Consider the following 15,240-nt stretch of genomic DNA (forward strand, 5'->3'; position numbering starts at 1 on the left):
CACGATCGTCTTCGCTACGCCCGCCGATCACGATCCGGTCAGTTTGATTGAGCCTGCGCCTTCAGCCTCGCCTTCACCTCGCGCAGCATGGTTTCGACGGCGGCCCTGGCCGCAGCCAGCTTTTGCGGATCGCGCGAGCGAACCACGATATTCGTATTCGGACCGGACTTGTCGTCAAAGAACGGATAGCTGCCGAAGCTCGCGTCCGGGTGCGCCTTCGCGAGTTCACCAAGCTCGGTGCCGATATCGCCCTCGCGCGCATCGGCGCGGATCGATTCCGACAACATCTGTTTGCCGGTCTTCAGCTTCGGGCCGACCTCGTCGAGCATGGCCTGCATGATGTTCGGCACGCCCGCCATGACGATGACGTTGCCAATCCAGAAGCCGGGCGCGAGAGACACCTTGTTGGTCACAAGCTCGGCGCCGTGCGGGATTCGCGTCATACGCATCCGCGCCTCGTTCAGGTCCGGTCCCTTGAAACGCTGCTGCAGCAGCGCCACCGCACGCGGATCAAAGTCGATGGGCACGCCGAACGCCTTGGCGACGCTGTCGGCCGTGATGTCGTCATGGGTGGGTCCGATTCCGCCCGTCGTGAACACATACGTGTAGCGATGCCGCAGTGCATTCAACGCGTCGACGATGTCGTCTTCCACATCCGCCACCACCCGAACCTCGCGCAGGTCCACCCCGATCGCGGTCAGGTATTCGGCGATGTAGCCGATATTCTTGTCCTTGGTCCGCCCGGACAGGATCTCATCGCCGATCACCAGGATCGCGGCCGTGACCACGCCGTCTTGTCCCGCCTTGCCCATCAACCAATCTCCTGCTCGACCTTGGTACCGCGCAGGCCGGGCCGGCTCAAGACAATGACTGAAAAGGGGTCACCGAAACCGACCTTCGCTCATTCGATGTGCACCGGCGGCTCAACGTCCCCTCTTCCCTTCTTGCGGAACTGGCGCGAAGCTTGCAGCGTTGCGTGTTGCTGGGAGGGCTCTTGGGGGACATGGCGGTTGCGTTCGACGAGATGAATGGTGTGGACGGTCAGGTCCGACCCGCCTATGCCCAATTGTCATCCTGGCTGTCCGAGATTCGCCCGGACGTTCTGGATTTCAGACGGCGCGAAGCCGAAGTGCTTTTCCGCCGCATCGGCATCACCTTCGCGGTCTATGGCGAGGCCGACGCCACCGAACGGTTGATCCCGTTCGATGTGATCCCCCGCATCCTGTCCGGCAACGAGTGGCGGACCCTCAGGCTCGGCCTGGAACAGCGCGTCAAAGCCATCAACGCGTATATCAAGGACGTCTATGGCAAGCGCGAATGCCTGCGCGCCGGTGTCGTCCCCGAGGACCTCGTCTTCCAGAATCCGGTCTTCCGTCCTGAAATGAACGGCCAGAAGGTGCCGCACGATATCTACGTGCACATCGCCGGCATCGACATCGTGCGGGTCGACGCCGATACCTTCTACGTCCTGGAAGACAATGCGCGCACACCGTCCGGCGTCTCCTACATGCTGGAGAACCGGGAAATCATGCTCCGGCTGTTTCCCGAACTGTTCTCGCGACACCGCGTCGCGCCGGTCGACAATTATCCGGACGAATTGCTGGCGACGCTGCAATCGGTGGCGCCCATCGGCGCAGCGGCCGATCCGACCGTCGTGCTGCTGACGCCAGGCATCTACAATTCTGCCTATTACGAGCACTCGTTCCTCGCCGACAAGCTCGGCGTCGAACTGGTCGAGGGGCGCGACCTCTTCGTCAAAGGCGAAGTGGTCTTCATGCGCACCACGCAGGGGCCGAAGCGCGTCGATGTGATCTACCGGCGCATCGATGACGACTTCCTCGATCCGCTCGCCTTCCGGCCCGATTCCGCGCTCGGCGTCCCGGGACTGATGGCCGCCTACCAGGCCGGCAATGTGACGCTCGCCAACGCGGTCGGCACTGGTGTCGCCGACGACAAGGCGGTCTACAGCTACATGCCGGACATCGTGAAGTTTTTCCTCGGCGAGGAGCCGATCCTGAAGAACGTACCGACCTGGCGCTGCCGCGAAGAAGAGCATCTCTCCTACGTGCTCGACAATATCGAGCAGCTGGTGGTCAAGGAGGTTCACGGCTCGGGTGGTTACGGCATGCTGATCGGCCCCTCGGCCGACAAGGCGAGCATCGCCGCTTTCCGCTCCAAGCTGAAAGCTCATCCGAAGAATTTCATCGCGCAGCCGACGCTCGCGCTGTCCACCTGCCCGACCTGTGTGGAGTCCGGGGTGGCGCCGCGACACGTCGATCTGCGGCCATTCGTATTGACCGGCCGCGACAAGATCAGGATCGTGCCGGGCGGGCTGACGCGCGTCGCAATGAAGGCCGGCTCGCTCGTGGTCAATTCAAGCCAGGGCGGCGGCACGAAGGACACCTGGGTGCTGGACGGCTAGATGCTTTCGAGAACCGCTGACAACCTATACTGGCTGGCGCGATACGTCGAACGCGCCGAATACCTTGCGCGCATCCTGGAGGCGACCCAACGGCTCACCTCGCTGCCCATTGCCTATATCGGCGAGACCAACGAATGGGAGTCCGCGGTCGCGACCGCCGGCTGCGAGCACGCCTTCTTCGAGATCTACAGCGAGGCGAACGAGGAGAACGTCACCGAGTTTCTCGCCTTCTCGACGGAAAATCCCTCATCGATCCGGTCCTGCTTCGAAGTGGCGCGCACCAACGCGCGCGCGGTCCGCACCGCCCTCACCATGGAAATGTGGGACGCAATCAACGGCACCTGGCTCGAACTCAAACGCTTCGGCAACGGCCCGACCACGCGCGAGGAGTTGTCGCGATTTCTGCGCTGGGTCCAGGAATCGTCGCTGCGTTTCGATGGCTCAGCCTACCGGACCATGCTCCGCAACGACGCCTACTGGTTTTCGCGTCTCGGGCTCTATCAGGAGCGGGCAGACAACACCGCGCGAATTCTCGACGTCAAATATCACATGCTCCTGCCCGCCAATGAGCATGTGGGCGGGCCGCTCGATTACTTCCAGTGGGCAGCGATCCTCCGATCGGTCTCCGCCCTCACCTCCTACCACTGGGTGTATCGCGAGAATGTCAAACCCTGGCTGGTGGCGGATCTCCTGATCCTGAAGGACGAGATGCCGCGCTCGCTGGCGAGCTGTTACGAGAATCTCGTACGCTACCTCGACGCGATCGCCGTCGCCTATGGCCGTCAGGGTCCGGCGCAGCGGCTCGCCCGCGGCGTGCGTACCCGGCTCCAGAACGCCAAGATGGAGGACATTTTCCAGAACGGGCTGCACGAATTCATCCAGGAATTCATCGCCGACAACAACCGCATCGGCAGCACGATTACCCAGCAATACCTCGCCTGATTTCCTCGCCGAGTTGCCCGAAAGGGTTGCGTTTGCGGCGCGCAGACGCCAGCATCCCCGCTCATGCGCATACAGGTTTGGCACGACACGACGTACAACTATTCCTGGCCGGTGACCGGGGTGATTCAGATTCTTCGTCTGACGCCGCGCAACTCCGAGGGCCAGTATGTTCTGGGCTGGCGGATCGACGTGTCGGCCGATTGCCCGGTGAGCTGCCATGTCGACGCATTCGGCAATGTGACGCACACACTCACCGCTGATGGCCCGCTCAGCCAGTTGGTGGTCCATGTCGAGGGCGAGGCCGAAGTCGAAGACACCAATGGCGTGGTCAAGGGAACGATCGAGCCGTTCCCGCCGTCCCTCTTTCTGCGCGAAACGCCGCTCACGCAGGCCAGCGAAGAGATCCGCGTTTTTGCAAACAACATCGCCGGCTCGGCCGGCAAAGATCGCCTGACGCAACTGCACGCGCTGCTCGATACGCTGCCGCAGACCATCACCTTCGACACCGATCCGACGCACGTCCACACCACGGCGGCCGAAGCGTTCGCGCTGAAGCGCGGCGTCTGTCAGGACATCAGCCACATCTTCATCGCGGCAGCCCGCAGCCTCGGCATCCCCGCGCGCTACGTCTCGGGATATTTCTACCGCGCCGACGGGATGAACGATCAGCACGCCGGGCATGCCTGGGCCGAAGCCTATGTGGACGGGCTCGGATGGGTCGGCTTCGACGCCACCAACGGCATGTGTCCGACGGATTCGTATCTGCGGGTGGCGTCCGGCCTCGATTACCTGAACGCCGCACCCGTCCGGGGCTCACGCATCGGCGGCGAAGGCGAAGGGCTGGACGTGCGCGTCCGCGTCCAGCAGGGCCTCACTCAGCGGCAGGAGTGATCGGGGTCCTTGTTGGCCATTGGCCAAGGCTCGTTCACTGGCCGACTTCCCTCTGTTACGGCGGTCCGGAATGGGGATAATGCGCCGCCGCGCTGCTGCGGCGCCGGCCAGACATTGGAACTGAAATGACCTATTGCTGCGGAATCCTGGTGCGTGAAGGCCTCGTCATGATCGCAGACACGCGAACCAATGCCGGGCTCGACAATGTGTCGACCTTCCGCAAGCTGCACGTATTCAAACAGCCGGGCGAACGGATCATGGCCATCGCCTCCTCCGGCAACCTGTCGATGAGCCAGTCCGTGGTCTCGACCATGATCGAGGGCGTCGAGAACAAGGACACCGGCGAGCGCGAAACGCTGATGAATGCTCCCACGATGTTCCAGGCGGCGCAGCGGATCGGACGAGTCGTGCGCACGATTCACGACGAGGAATCCGAAGCCCTCGCCGCCGCAGACGTGAAGTTCGACGTGTCGTTCCTGTTCGGAGGCCAGATCAAGGGCGAGCGCATGCGCCTGTTCATGATCTACTCGGCCGGCAATTTCATCGAATGCACAACAGACACGCCCTATCTGCAGATCGGCGAGCACAAATACGGCAAGCCGGTGCTCGACCGCGCAATCACTTACGGCGTCGATCTTTATGATGCGCTGAAGATCGGGCTGATCTCGATGGATTCGACCATGCGGTCCAACCTCGGAGTCGGCATGCCGATCGATGTGCTGGTCGCCCGGCGCGACGCATGCGATGCAGAATTGTCGTACCGCATCGAACCGGGCGAACCCTATTTCCATGACCTGCGCGAGCGCTGGTCCGCAGCCCTGCGGGCCGCGCACATCGCCATCCCGCGCCCGCCTTATGCGGGCACGACATAGTCCGAAGGGGCCTAGCGGCCCCAGACCTCTTCGCTGATCGCCACGATTTCGCGCATCTTCGCCCACTGCTCGTCTTCGGTGAGCACATTGCCCTCTTCGGTCGAGGCGAAGCCGCATTGCGGCGACAGGCAGAACTGTTCGAGCGGCGCAAACTTCGACGCTTCGTCGATGCGCCGCTTGATCACGTCCCGGCTCTCGAGCTCGCCGCTCTTTGACGTGATGAGACCGAGCACGACCTGCTTGTCGCCCTTGGGCAGGAAACGCAGCGGCTCGAATCCGCCGGCGCGCTCGTTGTCATATTCAAGGAAATAGCCGTCGTAATTGCAGCGTCCGAGCAGCGTTTCCGCGACGGGCTCATAGCCGCCTTCCGAAACCCAGGTCGAACGGAAATTGCCGCGGCAGATATGCGTGGTGATCACCATGTCTGCGGGCTTTGCCTTCAGAGCAATGTTGATCATGTCGGCATATTTCTGCTGCAGCCCCTCCGTATCGTCTCCGCGCTGCCTGGCCTTTTCGCGCTCGACCGGCGAGCAGAGATAGGCGAACGCGGTATCGTCGAATTGCAGGTAGCGGCAACCGGCGTCGTAAAACGCGCGCACCGCCTTCGCATAGGCTGCCCCGGTATCGGCGAAGAACTGATCCATCTCGGGATAGACCTTGCTGTCGATCGCGCGGCGACCGCCGCGGAAATGCAGCACGGTCGGCGCCGGAATGGTCATCTTCGGCGTGACCCTGGTCACGGATTTCAGAAAACGGAAGTGATCGAGAAACGGATGGTTGGCCGGGAAGTCCACCTTGCCGCTGACCTTCAGGGTCTGCGCCTTGGTCTGGACGCCAGCGAACTGGATGCCCTGCTCGGCGTCCACGAGATCGACGCCATCCAGCAATCCGAGGAAGTCAAAATGCCACCAGGAACGCCGGAACTCACCGTCCGTGGCGAGCTTCAATCCGCAATTCTCCTGGTGCCGGACGAGCTTTTCGATCTCCGTATCCTCGACCGCCTTCAGCTCTGCGGCAGTGATCTGGCCGGATTCGCGCGCGGAACGCGCCGCCTTGAGCGGGGCAGTACGAAGGAAACTCCCGACAAGGTCGGCTCGGAAAGGCGGCTTGGTTCTCGACATCGACATTCCACAGAAGCAAAGAAGGCTTTCGCCCACAAAAACGCTTGGGCGATAGCCCATCGTCGCGAGTGGCGCAAGCAACGGCGTAAGCGTCCGCAGAGCGTAAACCGATGGCAAACGGCATGATCGACAACTACGGATATACCGTTACGGCAGGTTAACCAGGCAGCCGGAAACACGGGGAAATCCCAGCCAAAGGCTGCGCCCCGTTACCTCTTCAAGCGATTGGCAAGCTTTGTCCCATAGGTTTTGCGCCTTCAAATCGGGAATTGAAGGACACGCGTGGTGCCGGAGACGAATGCGCGTTTAGCCAATAAAGGCGCGCAGGCCAGCTGGGATCGCGCCCGGCTGAGCATCGTGATTCCGATCAGCGTGATCGTGGCGGTCGCGATCATTTGCGTCGTGGTCGCGGTCGTCTCCTCCGCGCGCCGGGCCGACGAGGTTGCGCTCGAACACGAGAAGCGGCTGCTGTCCCGCGCCATCGCCAATCACGGCGAACAATTCCTGCGCGAACTGGACAGCGTCAGCGCGAGTGAGGAGGCCGTCCGGCGAATCCGCGATCAGTTCGACCGCGACTGGGTACACAACCGCATCGGCCTCTGGCTGAAACACTATTTCGATCACGAATTCGTCTTCGTGGCCGACGGCAACGACACCCTTGTTTACGCGCTTCTCGGACGCAACAGCGTCGATCCGCGCTGGTTCAATTCCATTCTGCCCGAGCTGGCGCCGACCATCGATTACATTCGCAACCGCGTCGGCGACGATCCCAAGGGGGCGATCCGCATCTCGGAGCCACGTCGTGCCAATGACACCGACAAGCCGATGCGGGTCGCGGTCATCCAGCGGTTCCTCGGCCGCCCGGCCACCGTCGCGGCAACACTGATCGCTCCAGCGCAACGGATTGAGGGTGAAGTCGCGCGTGAAACCTTGCCGCTGGTGATCGCGGTCAAGTTCGTCGATGAAGCCATGCTGGCCGAAATCGGCGGCCGCCTGCAGGTCAACGGATTGCGCGTCACGGAAAAGCTGCTGGCGCCGGAGGGCGAATACAGCCACGACCTCAAGGACAGTCAGGGCCACAACATTCTCAGTCTGACCTGGTCACCGAAACGGCCCGGCTCCGAGATCGTCACCAGCGTGATCCCGTTCATCGCGGTGGCCTTTGCGGGCTTTGCGCTGTTGGCCGCGCTCATCCATGGCTACATGCGGCGCACCGCTGCGACGATTGCCCAGGGCGAACAGCGCCTGCGCTATCTCGCCTTGCACGACCCGCTTTGCGGACTGCCGAACCGCAACTATTTCGGCGAACGGCTCGAGGCCGTGACCAAGGACGTGCGCAACGGCGCACCGGCGGCAGCCGTGTTCTATATCGACCTCGATCATTTCAAGGACGTCAACGATACGCTCGGCCATCCGGTTGGCGACGAACTGATCCGCAACGTGACCGCGCGGCTTTCCGGCCTGTTGCGCGCCGAAGACCTCGTCAGCCGGCTCGGCGGTGACGAGTTCGCGGTGATCACGACGGACGGCGCCGACGTGACCGCGCTGCAGCGCACCGCGGACCGGATCATCGCCACGATCTGCGCGCCCTACTCGATCAACGGCCACAATATCCTGATCGGCGCCAGCATCGGCATCGCCGTTATCGACCGCAAGTCGGAAGACGCCGCGGCGGACGTGATGCGCTATGCCGACATGGCGCTTTACCGCGCCAAGAACGAGGGTCGAAATCGAGCGTGCATCTACGACGCGGCAATGGACGCCGACCTGTCCGAACGCAAACAGCTCGAAAACGACCTTCGCGCGGCGATCGCCGCCGATCAGCTGCGCATCGTCTATCAGCCGATCGTCAATGGCAGCGGCGATACGATCCTGGCCGTCGAGGCGCTCTGCCGATGGACGCATGAGACGCGCGGCGACATCGAGCCGTCGCGTTTCATTCCGATCGCCGAACATTCCGGCCTGATCATCGAACTCGGCGAATGGGTCCTGCGGCGCGCCTGCATCGAAGCGAAGTCCTGGCCCGGCATCACCGTCTCGGTCAACGTCTCGCCGTTGCAATTCCGCCGGCTCGATTTCGTGGACACCGTCGAGCGGATTCTGGCCGACACCGAATTCAACGCCGAATTCCTCGAGCTCGAACTGACCGAAAGCACCCTGCTCGGCAATGTCGAGAGCGCCGAGGTCGCGATGCATCGTCTGAAGGCGCTCGGTTGCCGTCTTGCGCTCGACGATTTCGGAACCGGCTATTCCTCGCTCGCCTATCTGCGGCGCTTCCCCTTCGACAAGCTGAAAATCGACAAAAGCTTCGTTCGCTCCCTCGAACGTTCGCCGGATGCCGCCGCCATCGTTCATGCGATTGTCGGCCTTGGCCGCGGCCTCGGCATGCGGGTCACGGCGGAGGGCGTGGAGACGGCCGAGCAGCAATTATTCCTGCGCGCCGCCGGCGTCCATTCGATGCAGGGCTACCGGTTCGGCCGTCCCGGCTCGCCCAGCCTCATCTCCACCCGCCTCGCCATGCCCAACGGCCACCGCAGCATCGCGCGCGACGCGGCGGCTGCGCTCGCGGGCTGACCCCGCACTCCCGCCATTCCGTCACCGCCATTGCAGAGGCCCCGCCAATCCGTAGGATGGCCGGCCTTTTTGCTTGAGCGACAGAAACAGGAGTGACGGGATGGCGGCCAAGGTTGCGCTGGTGACAGGAGCAGGTTCGGGGATTGGGCGCGCCTGCGCTATCGCCCTCATGAAAGACGGCTTCGATATGGTGCTGGCCGGCCGCCGCAAGGAGCCGCTGGAGGAGGTCGCGCAGGAAGGCCAGGCCCTGGGCCGCAAGACGCTCGTCGTCCCGACTGACGTGTCCGACCCGGCTCAGATCAAGGCGCTGTTTGCGAAGGTGAAAGAGACCTTCGGCCGGCTCGATCTTCTGTTCAACAATGCCGGTATCGGCGCGCCGGCTGTGCCGCTCGAAGATCTCCCGCTTGAAAAGTGGCAGGCCGCTGTCGCGACCAATCTCACCGGGCCTTTCCTGTGTACGCAGGAGGCTTTCAAGATCATGAAAGATCAGAGCCCGCGTGGCGGCCGCATCATCAATAACGGATCGATCTCGGCGCACACGCCACGCCCGCTGACCGTCGCCTACACCGCGACCAAGCACGCCATTACCGGCCTCACCAAATCGACGGCGCTCGACGGCCGGGCCTATGACATCGCCTGCGGCCAGATCGACATCGGCAATGCCGTGTCGCCGCTCACCGAGCGAATGACCCAAGGCATGTTGCAGCCGGATGGCTCGGTACGGGCGGAAGACCGCATGAAGGTCGAAGACGTCGGCAAGGCGGTCAGCTACATGGCCAGCCTTTCTCTGGAATCGAACGTCCTGTTCATGACGGTGAAGGCGACCAAGATGCCCTTCGAGGGCCGCGGCTGACCGGTCACGCCGCCCTTCCTCCGGATAGATTTCCGCCCGGGAATCTGTGTATTCAGCGGTCGTGACGCTCGACATCGCCACCCTGTTTGCCGTGACCGTCTTCAGCATGGGGCTTGGCGGTGTGCTCCTGCTTTTTGCCTGGCTCCAGGCGCGGGACACCCCGGCACTCGCCTGGTGGGGCGCAGCGTTTGTTGTGTTTACCCCGGCCTCCGCATTGTTCGGAGCGCGCGGGATCATCGCCGACATCTGGTCGATTCAGGCGGCAAACGCCCTGATGCTCCTTGGCTACGGCATGTTGTGGACCGGAGCCCGCGTGTTCGAAGGCCGCCGTCCGGTCGCGCCTCTGATCGTGGCTGGCAGCTTCATCTGGTTAGCAGCGTGCCAGATCGACGCTTTCATGCACTCGCTGCCAGCGCGTGTCGCGCTCGCGACCACGCTGATCGCAGTCTACACCTTCGCCTTCGTCTTCGAACTCTGGCGGGCACGCGGCGACGGTCTGGTATCGCGCTGGCCGATCATGGCGCTCGCGGCGCTCCATGTCGTGATGTTTCCCGTTCGCATGCCATATCTGACATCGGTGCCGTTTCCATTGGCAGCGCCATCGTTCGGCACGCAATCCTCGTCGCTGCTGGTGTTCGCACCGCTGCTCTATAGCTTCGCGATCGTCTTCCTGCTGATGGCGCTCGCCAAGGAGCGCGCCGAATCGAAGCAGCGCTACGCCGCATCCATCGACCCGCTGACCGGAATTCCGAACCGGCGCGGCTTCAGCGAGCGTGCCGAGCGGCTGATCGCACGGGCGCGCCGCGATCAGACTCCGCTCACACTGCTCCTGTTCGATCTCGATCAGTTCAAGAGCATCAATGACCGCTTCGGACATCGCACCGGCGATGCCGTGCTCGGTCTCTTCACGCGATCGGCCGTGGATTCGCTCCGCCCGCTCGATTTGCTTGGCCGCATCGGCGGCGAGGAATTCGTCGCGCTGCTGCCCGGCGTAACCCCTGACGTTGCGGTCGGCGTCGCAGAACGGGTTCGTAGCAACTTCGCGACCATGGCCAGCTGTGTGGGCGGTCACTCGGTCGCTGCGACCGTCAGCGTCGGCACCGCCTCTGCGGGCCAAAGCGGCTATGACTTCGACACGCTTTATGCCAGCGCCGACGCCGCGCTTTATCGGGCGAAAAAGCTGGGCCGCAACCGGATCGAAGCCGGACGGCCGACGCTCGATCCTCCCGGCCCGACGCCTGACCTGATGCCCGCCGCCTGACGGGGGAAGTCATCACACGCGCTTGAATGCCGGCCGCCCGGCCGAGCGGGAACTTGTTTTAATTCCGGTGCGTTTTCGGGATATCGCAGCAAGGAGCGACGCGATGTCCGCATTCGCAATCCGCCCGCCTGTGCAATTGCGCGACGGTCACTCTATTGCCTCATCTTCGGAAGCCGCTGCAATCGTTCGTGGATATGCAATGAACCATTGCAGCCTCACGGCTTCGGTGTTGCTGAGGCGTCTCGAACAGATCGAAACCTTCGATGAAGCCCAGCGGCTGGCGCTCGAATTTCGCGCATGGGCCGGACGCGAAGGATTGCTGCTCCAGCCTCCTCCGCGAAAGGCTATTGCCGCTCGACCTTCGCGTCATCGATAACCTTGCGCCATTTGGCGATCTCTCCGGCCACCCATGAACGCATCTCATCAGGCGTCGAGCCACGAACCTCGTTGCCGATCGCCTCGAGCTTGTCACGGACCTGTGGCTGCTGAAGCGCGTAGAGAATATCCGCGTTCAACTGTTTCACGATCGGTTCGGGCACGCCCTTCGTGGTCGCGATCCCCATCCAGGATCTGACATCATAGCCCTTTACCGTGTCGGCCGCGGCGGGAATCCCTGGAAGGCTGGGCCATGCTGCCGGGCTGGTGACCGCAAGACCGCGGATCGTGCCGGCATTGAGCTGCGGCCGGGTGACGGTGAGCGTATCGATCATGACATCGATCCGACCGCCCAGAAGATCGGTGACCGGCGCCTGCCCGCCGCGATACGGCACGTGAACGAGTTCGATGCCCGCGAGCGACGCGAGCAATTCGCCCGCCAGATGCTGCGTCGAACCGACTCCGACTGACGAATAGGTGATCGTTTTCGGCTTGGCTCTGGCTTCGGCCACGAGATCGGCGAGCGACTGGAACCGGTGGTCCTTGCGGACAGAAATCACGAACGGAAAATAGATCAGCGTCGACAGCATCTGGAGATCGTCGACCGGATGAAACGGCAGCGCCTTGTAGAGCGCGCCGGACACAGCATGACCGCCGGTGAGAACGATCAGATTGTAGCCGTCCGGCGCGGCCTTCGCGACGCGATCGGTGGCGAGATTACCGCCCGCGCCGACGCGCGGCTCAACGACGACTTGCTGAGAGAGCCGTTCGGCCAGCACCGGACCGATGATGCGCGCAACCGTATCCGAGTTGCCGCCGGCCCCGAAGCCATGTGACAGCGTTATCGGTCGCGACGGATATTTCTCCTGCGCCAAAGCGCCGGCAGAAATGACGAGCGCAGCGACCAGCGCCGCGACAGCAGTCAAACGCATCTGTTCTCCTCCCCGAATTTTTCGGTGATTTGAACATCAGCGGTGCTGGTTGTGAAGAGCGCTTGAATGCATGGCCCCAAGTCGCGACAATGCGTGCGCGGCTGGGGGCCGATCTGAAATGCCTGTTCTACAATCGTTGCTGGGCGTCATTGCGATTCCGGCGATTGCCTTCGCTTTGAGCGAGAATCATCGCGCGGTGTCATGGCGACGCGTGTTTGCGGCGATGGCCCTGACAATCATACTCGCCGCGCTCCTGCTCAAGATTCCGGCGCTGCGCGCTGCCTTCGCCGCCGCCAACGGCGCCGTCGACGCCATCGCAGCGGCAACCCGCGCCGGCACGGCGTTCGTTTTCGGCTATCTCGGCGGGGCGCCCCTGCCCTTCGATCCGAAATTTCCCGGCAGCGAGTTCATCCTCGCTTTTCAGGCGCTGCCGCTGGTGCTCGTGATGAGCGTGCTCACCACACTGCTGTTCTACTGGCGTATCCTGCCGCCGATCGTGCGTGGTTTCTCCTGGGCGCTGGAGCGCACGCTCGGCGTCGGCGGCGCCGTCGGTCTGTCGACCGCCGCCAACATCTTCGTCGGCATGGTCGAGGCGCCGTTGTTCATCCGCCCCTATCTCGAGCGGCTCACGCGCGCGGAGTTGTTCATCGTAATGACCGGCGGGATGGCCGGCATCGCCGGCACCGTGCTTGTCGTCTATGCCACGATCCTGCGCCCGCTCGTTCCGGAAATCGCCGGACATCTGCTAATCGCTTCGGTGCTGGGCGCGCCGGCGGCGATCCTGATCAGCGAACTGATGGTGCCGGAAACACAGGACGACGCAACCGCTGGCGAATATGCAGACCCGCCGCCGGTTGCGTGTTCGACCATGGATGCCATCGCCAACGGCACCGGCCAGGGTCTCACGCTGCTTCTGAACATCATCGCGATGCTGACCGTGCTTGTCGCTCTGGTCCACCTCGCCAACGCCATTCTTTCCGTCCTTCCGGACATTGCGGGCGCCAAGATCACGCTGCAGCGGATGCTCGGCATCGTCATGGCCCCGGTCTGCTGGCTTATGGGGTTGCCCTGGAACGAAGCGCTGCGCGGCGGCGAGTTGATGGGCATCAAGACCGTGCTCAATGAATTCATCGCCTATGTCGAATTGTCGAAGCTTGGCCCCGATATTCTCAGCGAGCGCTCGCGCCTCATCATGGTCTACGCGCTGTGCGGCTTTGCGAATTTCGGCTCGCTCGGGATCATGATCGCCGGGCTGACGGTCATGGCGCCGGAGCGCCGCGAGGAAATCATCGCGCTCGGGCCGCGCACCATCGTCTCGGGGACACTGGCGACCTGCACCATCGGCGCGATCGTGGGCGCACTCAGCTAGATCGCCGTTCGCTCGTCAGCAGGAATGTCACGAAAGCCAACGCAAAGAAGGCCACCGAGAGAAATCCGATCGTGCGGTAGAATTCGTGCTGATAGAGTAAGCCCGCCGCACCCGATCCGAGCGCCTGGCCGATATAGAGAACCGATGTGTTGAGCGCGACCGTTGCGCTCGCGAGCAACGGAGCCGCCACGACAAGGCGCGCCTGCTGCATTGTGTTGCCCGCGGTGATGCCAAGCCCAAGCAGGAAAACACCCGCCGCCATGAGCGCGAGCGTGCCGATCCCCAGCGCGAAGACGAGCGCGCCCGTCATCATAATGACGATGAAAGATCCGAGGGTCCGATGCACGCCGGCAAATTGCACGATGCGGGTCGCGGCGAGATTTCCGATGAGACCGGCAACGCCAAGCAACGAAAACAGGAGACCACTAGCAGCCGGCCCGCCATCCGCGACCTTCTGGGCCAGCGCCGCCATGTAGATCGTGATCGAAAACTGCCCGGACATCTGAAACAACGTGATCAGGAGGATCAGCAGCAGCGTCCGGCTGCGCGCAATGGTGACGAAGCTTTGCAGCGACAGCGGATGTCCCTGCAGCCCGCTTGGCAAGGCTGCGACATTCAGAATGGCACTCGCCGCCGCAGCCACGCCGATCGCGGCGTATGTCTCGCGCCAGCCGAACTGCGTCGCAAACAATGTGATCAACGGCAGGCCGACCGCGACAGCGAGCGACCATCCGAGAAACACGAAGGCGAGCGCGGAAGGCTGCTCTTTTTCCGGGACGATCAGCGCCATCGTGCTCGCCGCCTGCGGTGTATAGATCGCAGCGAAGGCCAGCATCACCAGCCGCAACGCCAGGATCGCGGCGTAGCTGTCGATGATGGCTGACAGCGCATGGCCTGCGGCAATGATCGCGAGCGTGCCGGACATCAGGAGTCGCCGGCCGATCCGCGTCGTGAGCCAGGACACGATCGGCGAGCCCAGGCACAGGATCACTGCGCCATAGGTTACGAGCAGTCCGACATCGCGCACGGTCACATTCAGTCCGGCCGACAGCTCGGACAACATGCCGGCCGGCGCGAGGACAGACAGACCGGTAATGAAATTCCCGCAGAGCAATGCAAGGCGGGCTGACAAATGGCTCATGCGGGGCGCGGACTCGGAATGACCGCCGACGCTATTTCATATGCCGCACGCTGGCTATGCCGCCGGTGCGAGGCGGCTGCGCGTGTGGCACATCCGCGGCGATGCTCGCGTCACGCTGGCTGAACGGCCCACTTGGAAGATTGGCGGTAGCCCCGTCAGCGGCGCCCCTGCCCGCAGCGATGATAGACATGCCCGCCGGGGCTGTTCGCGATCACCAAAAGCCGTGCACGGCCGGAGGCAACAGCGGTTTACCCGCGGGCATATCCGCACCAAAGGTGGCCGGGCCCATCAACACAAGCCCACAACACGCCGCGCCGGCCATGCGCCCGCGAATTGCCATTGACCCCGCCCCGCTCCCGTTCGAGCGGAACCGTTAGTGCAGCCGGAACACCCCGTCCACGGCGCGGATCTCCGCCGGACGTATCAGCCGCGAATGCGCGACCGTGACCGTGTGCAGGAGGCCCTCGATCGACTTTTCCCAGAACCG

The 15,240-nt window shown here is 63.3% G+C and carries 12 protein-coding genes and 1 pseudogene; 8 read left to right on the top strand and 5 right to left on the bottom strand.

Annotated elements, in window-relative coordinates:
* Positions 1 to 38: 38 nt before the first annotated feature.
* Entirely contained in the window at positions 39 to 812 is a 774-nt protein-coding gene (locus VNZ93_RS04800; protein ID WP_325700823.1) for a competence/damage-inducible protein A, read from the bottom strand.
* Positions 813 to 1,003: 191 nt separating this feature from the next.
* Between VNZ93_RS04800 and VNZ93_RS04805 the strand changes: the two genes are divergently transcribed.
* The 4 genes from VNZ93_RS04805 to VNZ93_RS04820 all read left to right on the top strand — a co-directional run bounded on the left by VNZ93_RS04805 (position 1,004) and on the right by VNZ93_RS04820 (position 5,127).
* A complete protein-coding gene (locus tag VNZ93_RS04805; protein WP_325700826.1) occupies positions 1,004 to 2,422 on the top strand; it encodes a circularly permuted type 2 ATP-grasp protein in 1,419 nt (472 codons plus the stop codon).
* Complete coding sequence (locus tag VNZ93_RS04810; protein ID WP_325700828.1) at positions 2,423 to 3,364, top strand: alpha-E domain-containing protein; 942 nt, start codon at positions 2,423 to 2,425, stop codon at positions 3,362 to 3,364.
* A 63-nt stretch (positions 3,365 to 3,427) separates the two neighbouring features.
* Entirely contained in the window at positions 3,428 to 4,255 is an 828-nt protein-coding gene (locus VNZ93_RS04815) for a transglutaminase family protein (RefSeq protein ID WP_325700831.1), read from the top strand.
* 125 nt (positions 4,256 to 4,380) lie between these two features.
* Entirely contained in the window at positions 4,381 to 5,127 is a 747-nt protein-coding gene (locus tag VNZ93_RS04820; RefSeq protein ID WP_325700834.1) for a peptidase, read from the top strand.
* Between the two features lie 11 nt (positions 5,128 to 5,138).
* Here the strand turns inward: VNZ93_RS04820 and VNZ93_RS04825 are convergent, their stop codons facing one another.
* Positions 5,139 to 6,248 carry a cobalamin-independent methionine synthase II family protein gene (locus VNZ93_RS04825; RefSeq protein WP_325700838.1) on the bottom strand — a complete coding sequence of 370 codons (1,110 nt, stop codon included), beginning with the start codon at positions 6,246 to 6,248 and terminating at the stop codon, positions 5,139 to 5,141.
* Positions 6,249 to 6,530: 282 nt separating this feature from the next.
* Here VNZ93_RS04825 and VNZ93_RS04830 point away from each other — a divergent pair, with 282 nt between their 5' ends.
* The 3 genes from VNZ93_RS04830 to VNZ93_RS04840 all read left to right on the top strand — a co-directional run bounded on the left by VNZ93_RS04830 (position 6,531) and on the right by VNZ93_RS04840 (position 10,936).
* A complete protein-coding gene (locus VNZ93_RS04830) occupies positions 6,531 to 8,822 on the top strand; it encodes a putative bifunctional diguanylate cyclase/phosphodiesterase (protein ID WP_325700840.1) in 2,292 nt (763 codons plus the stop codon).
* Between the two features lie 100 nt (positions 8,823 to 8,922).
* The gene (locus tag VNZ93_RS04835) at positions 8,923 to 9,675 is read left to right on the top strand and encodes an SDR family oxidoreductase (RefSeq protein ID WP_325700843.1); all 753 of its coding nucleotides are present in this window, start codon (positions 8,923 to 8,925) and stop codon (positions 9,673 to 9,675) included.
* 46 nt (positions 9,676 to 9,721) lie between these two features.
* Positions 9,722 to 10,936 (top strand): GGDEF domain-containing protein, encoded by a 1,215-nt coding sequence (locus VNZ93_RS04840; protein WP_325700846.1) that lies wholly within the window; start codon positions 9,722 to 9,724, stop codon positions 10,934 to 10,936.
* Positions 10,937 to 11,280: 344 nt separating this feature from the next.
* On the opposite strand, the gene VNZ93_RS04845 is transcribed toward VNZ93_RS04840, so the two are convergent.
* The gene (locus VNZ93_RS04845; RefSeq protein WP_325700849.1) at positions 11,281 to 12,243 is read right to left on the bottom strand and encodes a tripartite tricarboxylate transporter substrate binding protein; all 963 of its coding nucleotides are present in this window, start codon (positions 12,241 to 12,243) and stop codon (positions 11,281 to 11,283) included.
* Between the two features lie 118 nt (positions 12,244 to 12,361).
* Between VNZ93_RS04845 and VNZ93_RS04850 the strand changes: the two genes are divergently transcribed.
* Positions 12,362 to 13,612: a NupC/NupG family nucleoside CNT transporter gene (locus tag VNZ93_RS04850; protein ID WP_325700852.1), complete on the top strand. Its 1,251-nt coding sequence runs from the start codon at positions 12,362 to 12,364 to the stop codon at positions 13,610 to 13,612.
* Here the strand turns inward: VNZ93_RS04850 and VNZ93_RS04855 are convergent.
* Both VNZ93_RS04855 and VNZ93_RS04860 read right to left on the bottom strand, forming a co-directional pair.
* Positions 13,605 to 14,753: an MFS transporter gene (locus VNZ93_RS04855; RefSeq protein ID WP_325700855.1), complete on the bottom strand. Its 1,149-nt coding sequence runs from the start codon at positions 14,751 to 14,753 to the stop codon at positions 13,605 to 13,607. The two genes, VNZ93_RS04850 and VNZ93_RS04855, sit on opposite strands and share 8 nt — an antisense overlap.
* A 373-nt stretch (positions 14,754 to 15,126) precedes the next feature.
* Positions 15,127 to 15,240, bottom strand: a pseudogene (locus VNZ93_RS04860) (protein usg); the annotation flags it as partial.

This window comes from Pseudorhodoplanes sp. (genome assembly GCF_035565795.1).
GTDB lineage: Bacteria > Pseudomonadota > Alphaproteobacteria > Rhizobiales > Xanthobacteraceae > Pseudorhodoplanes.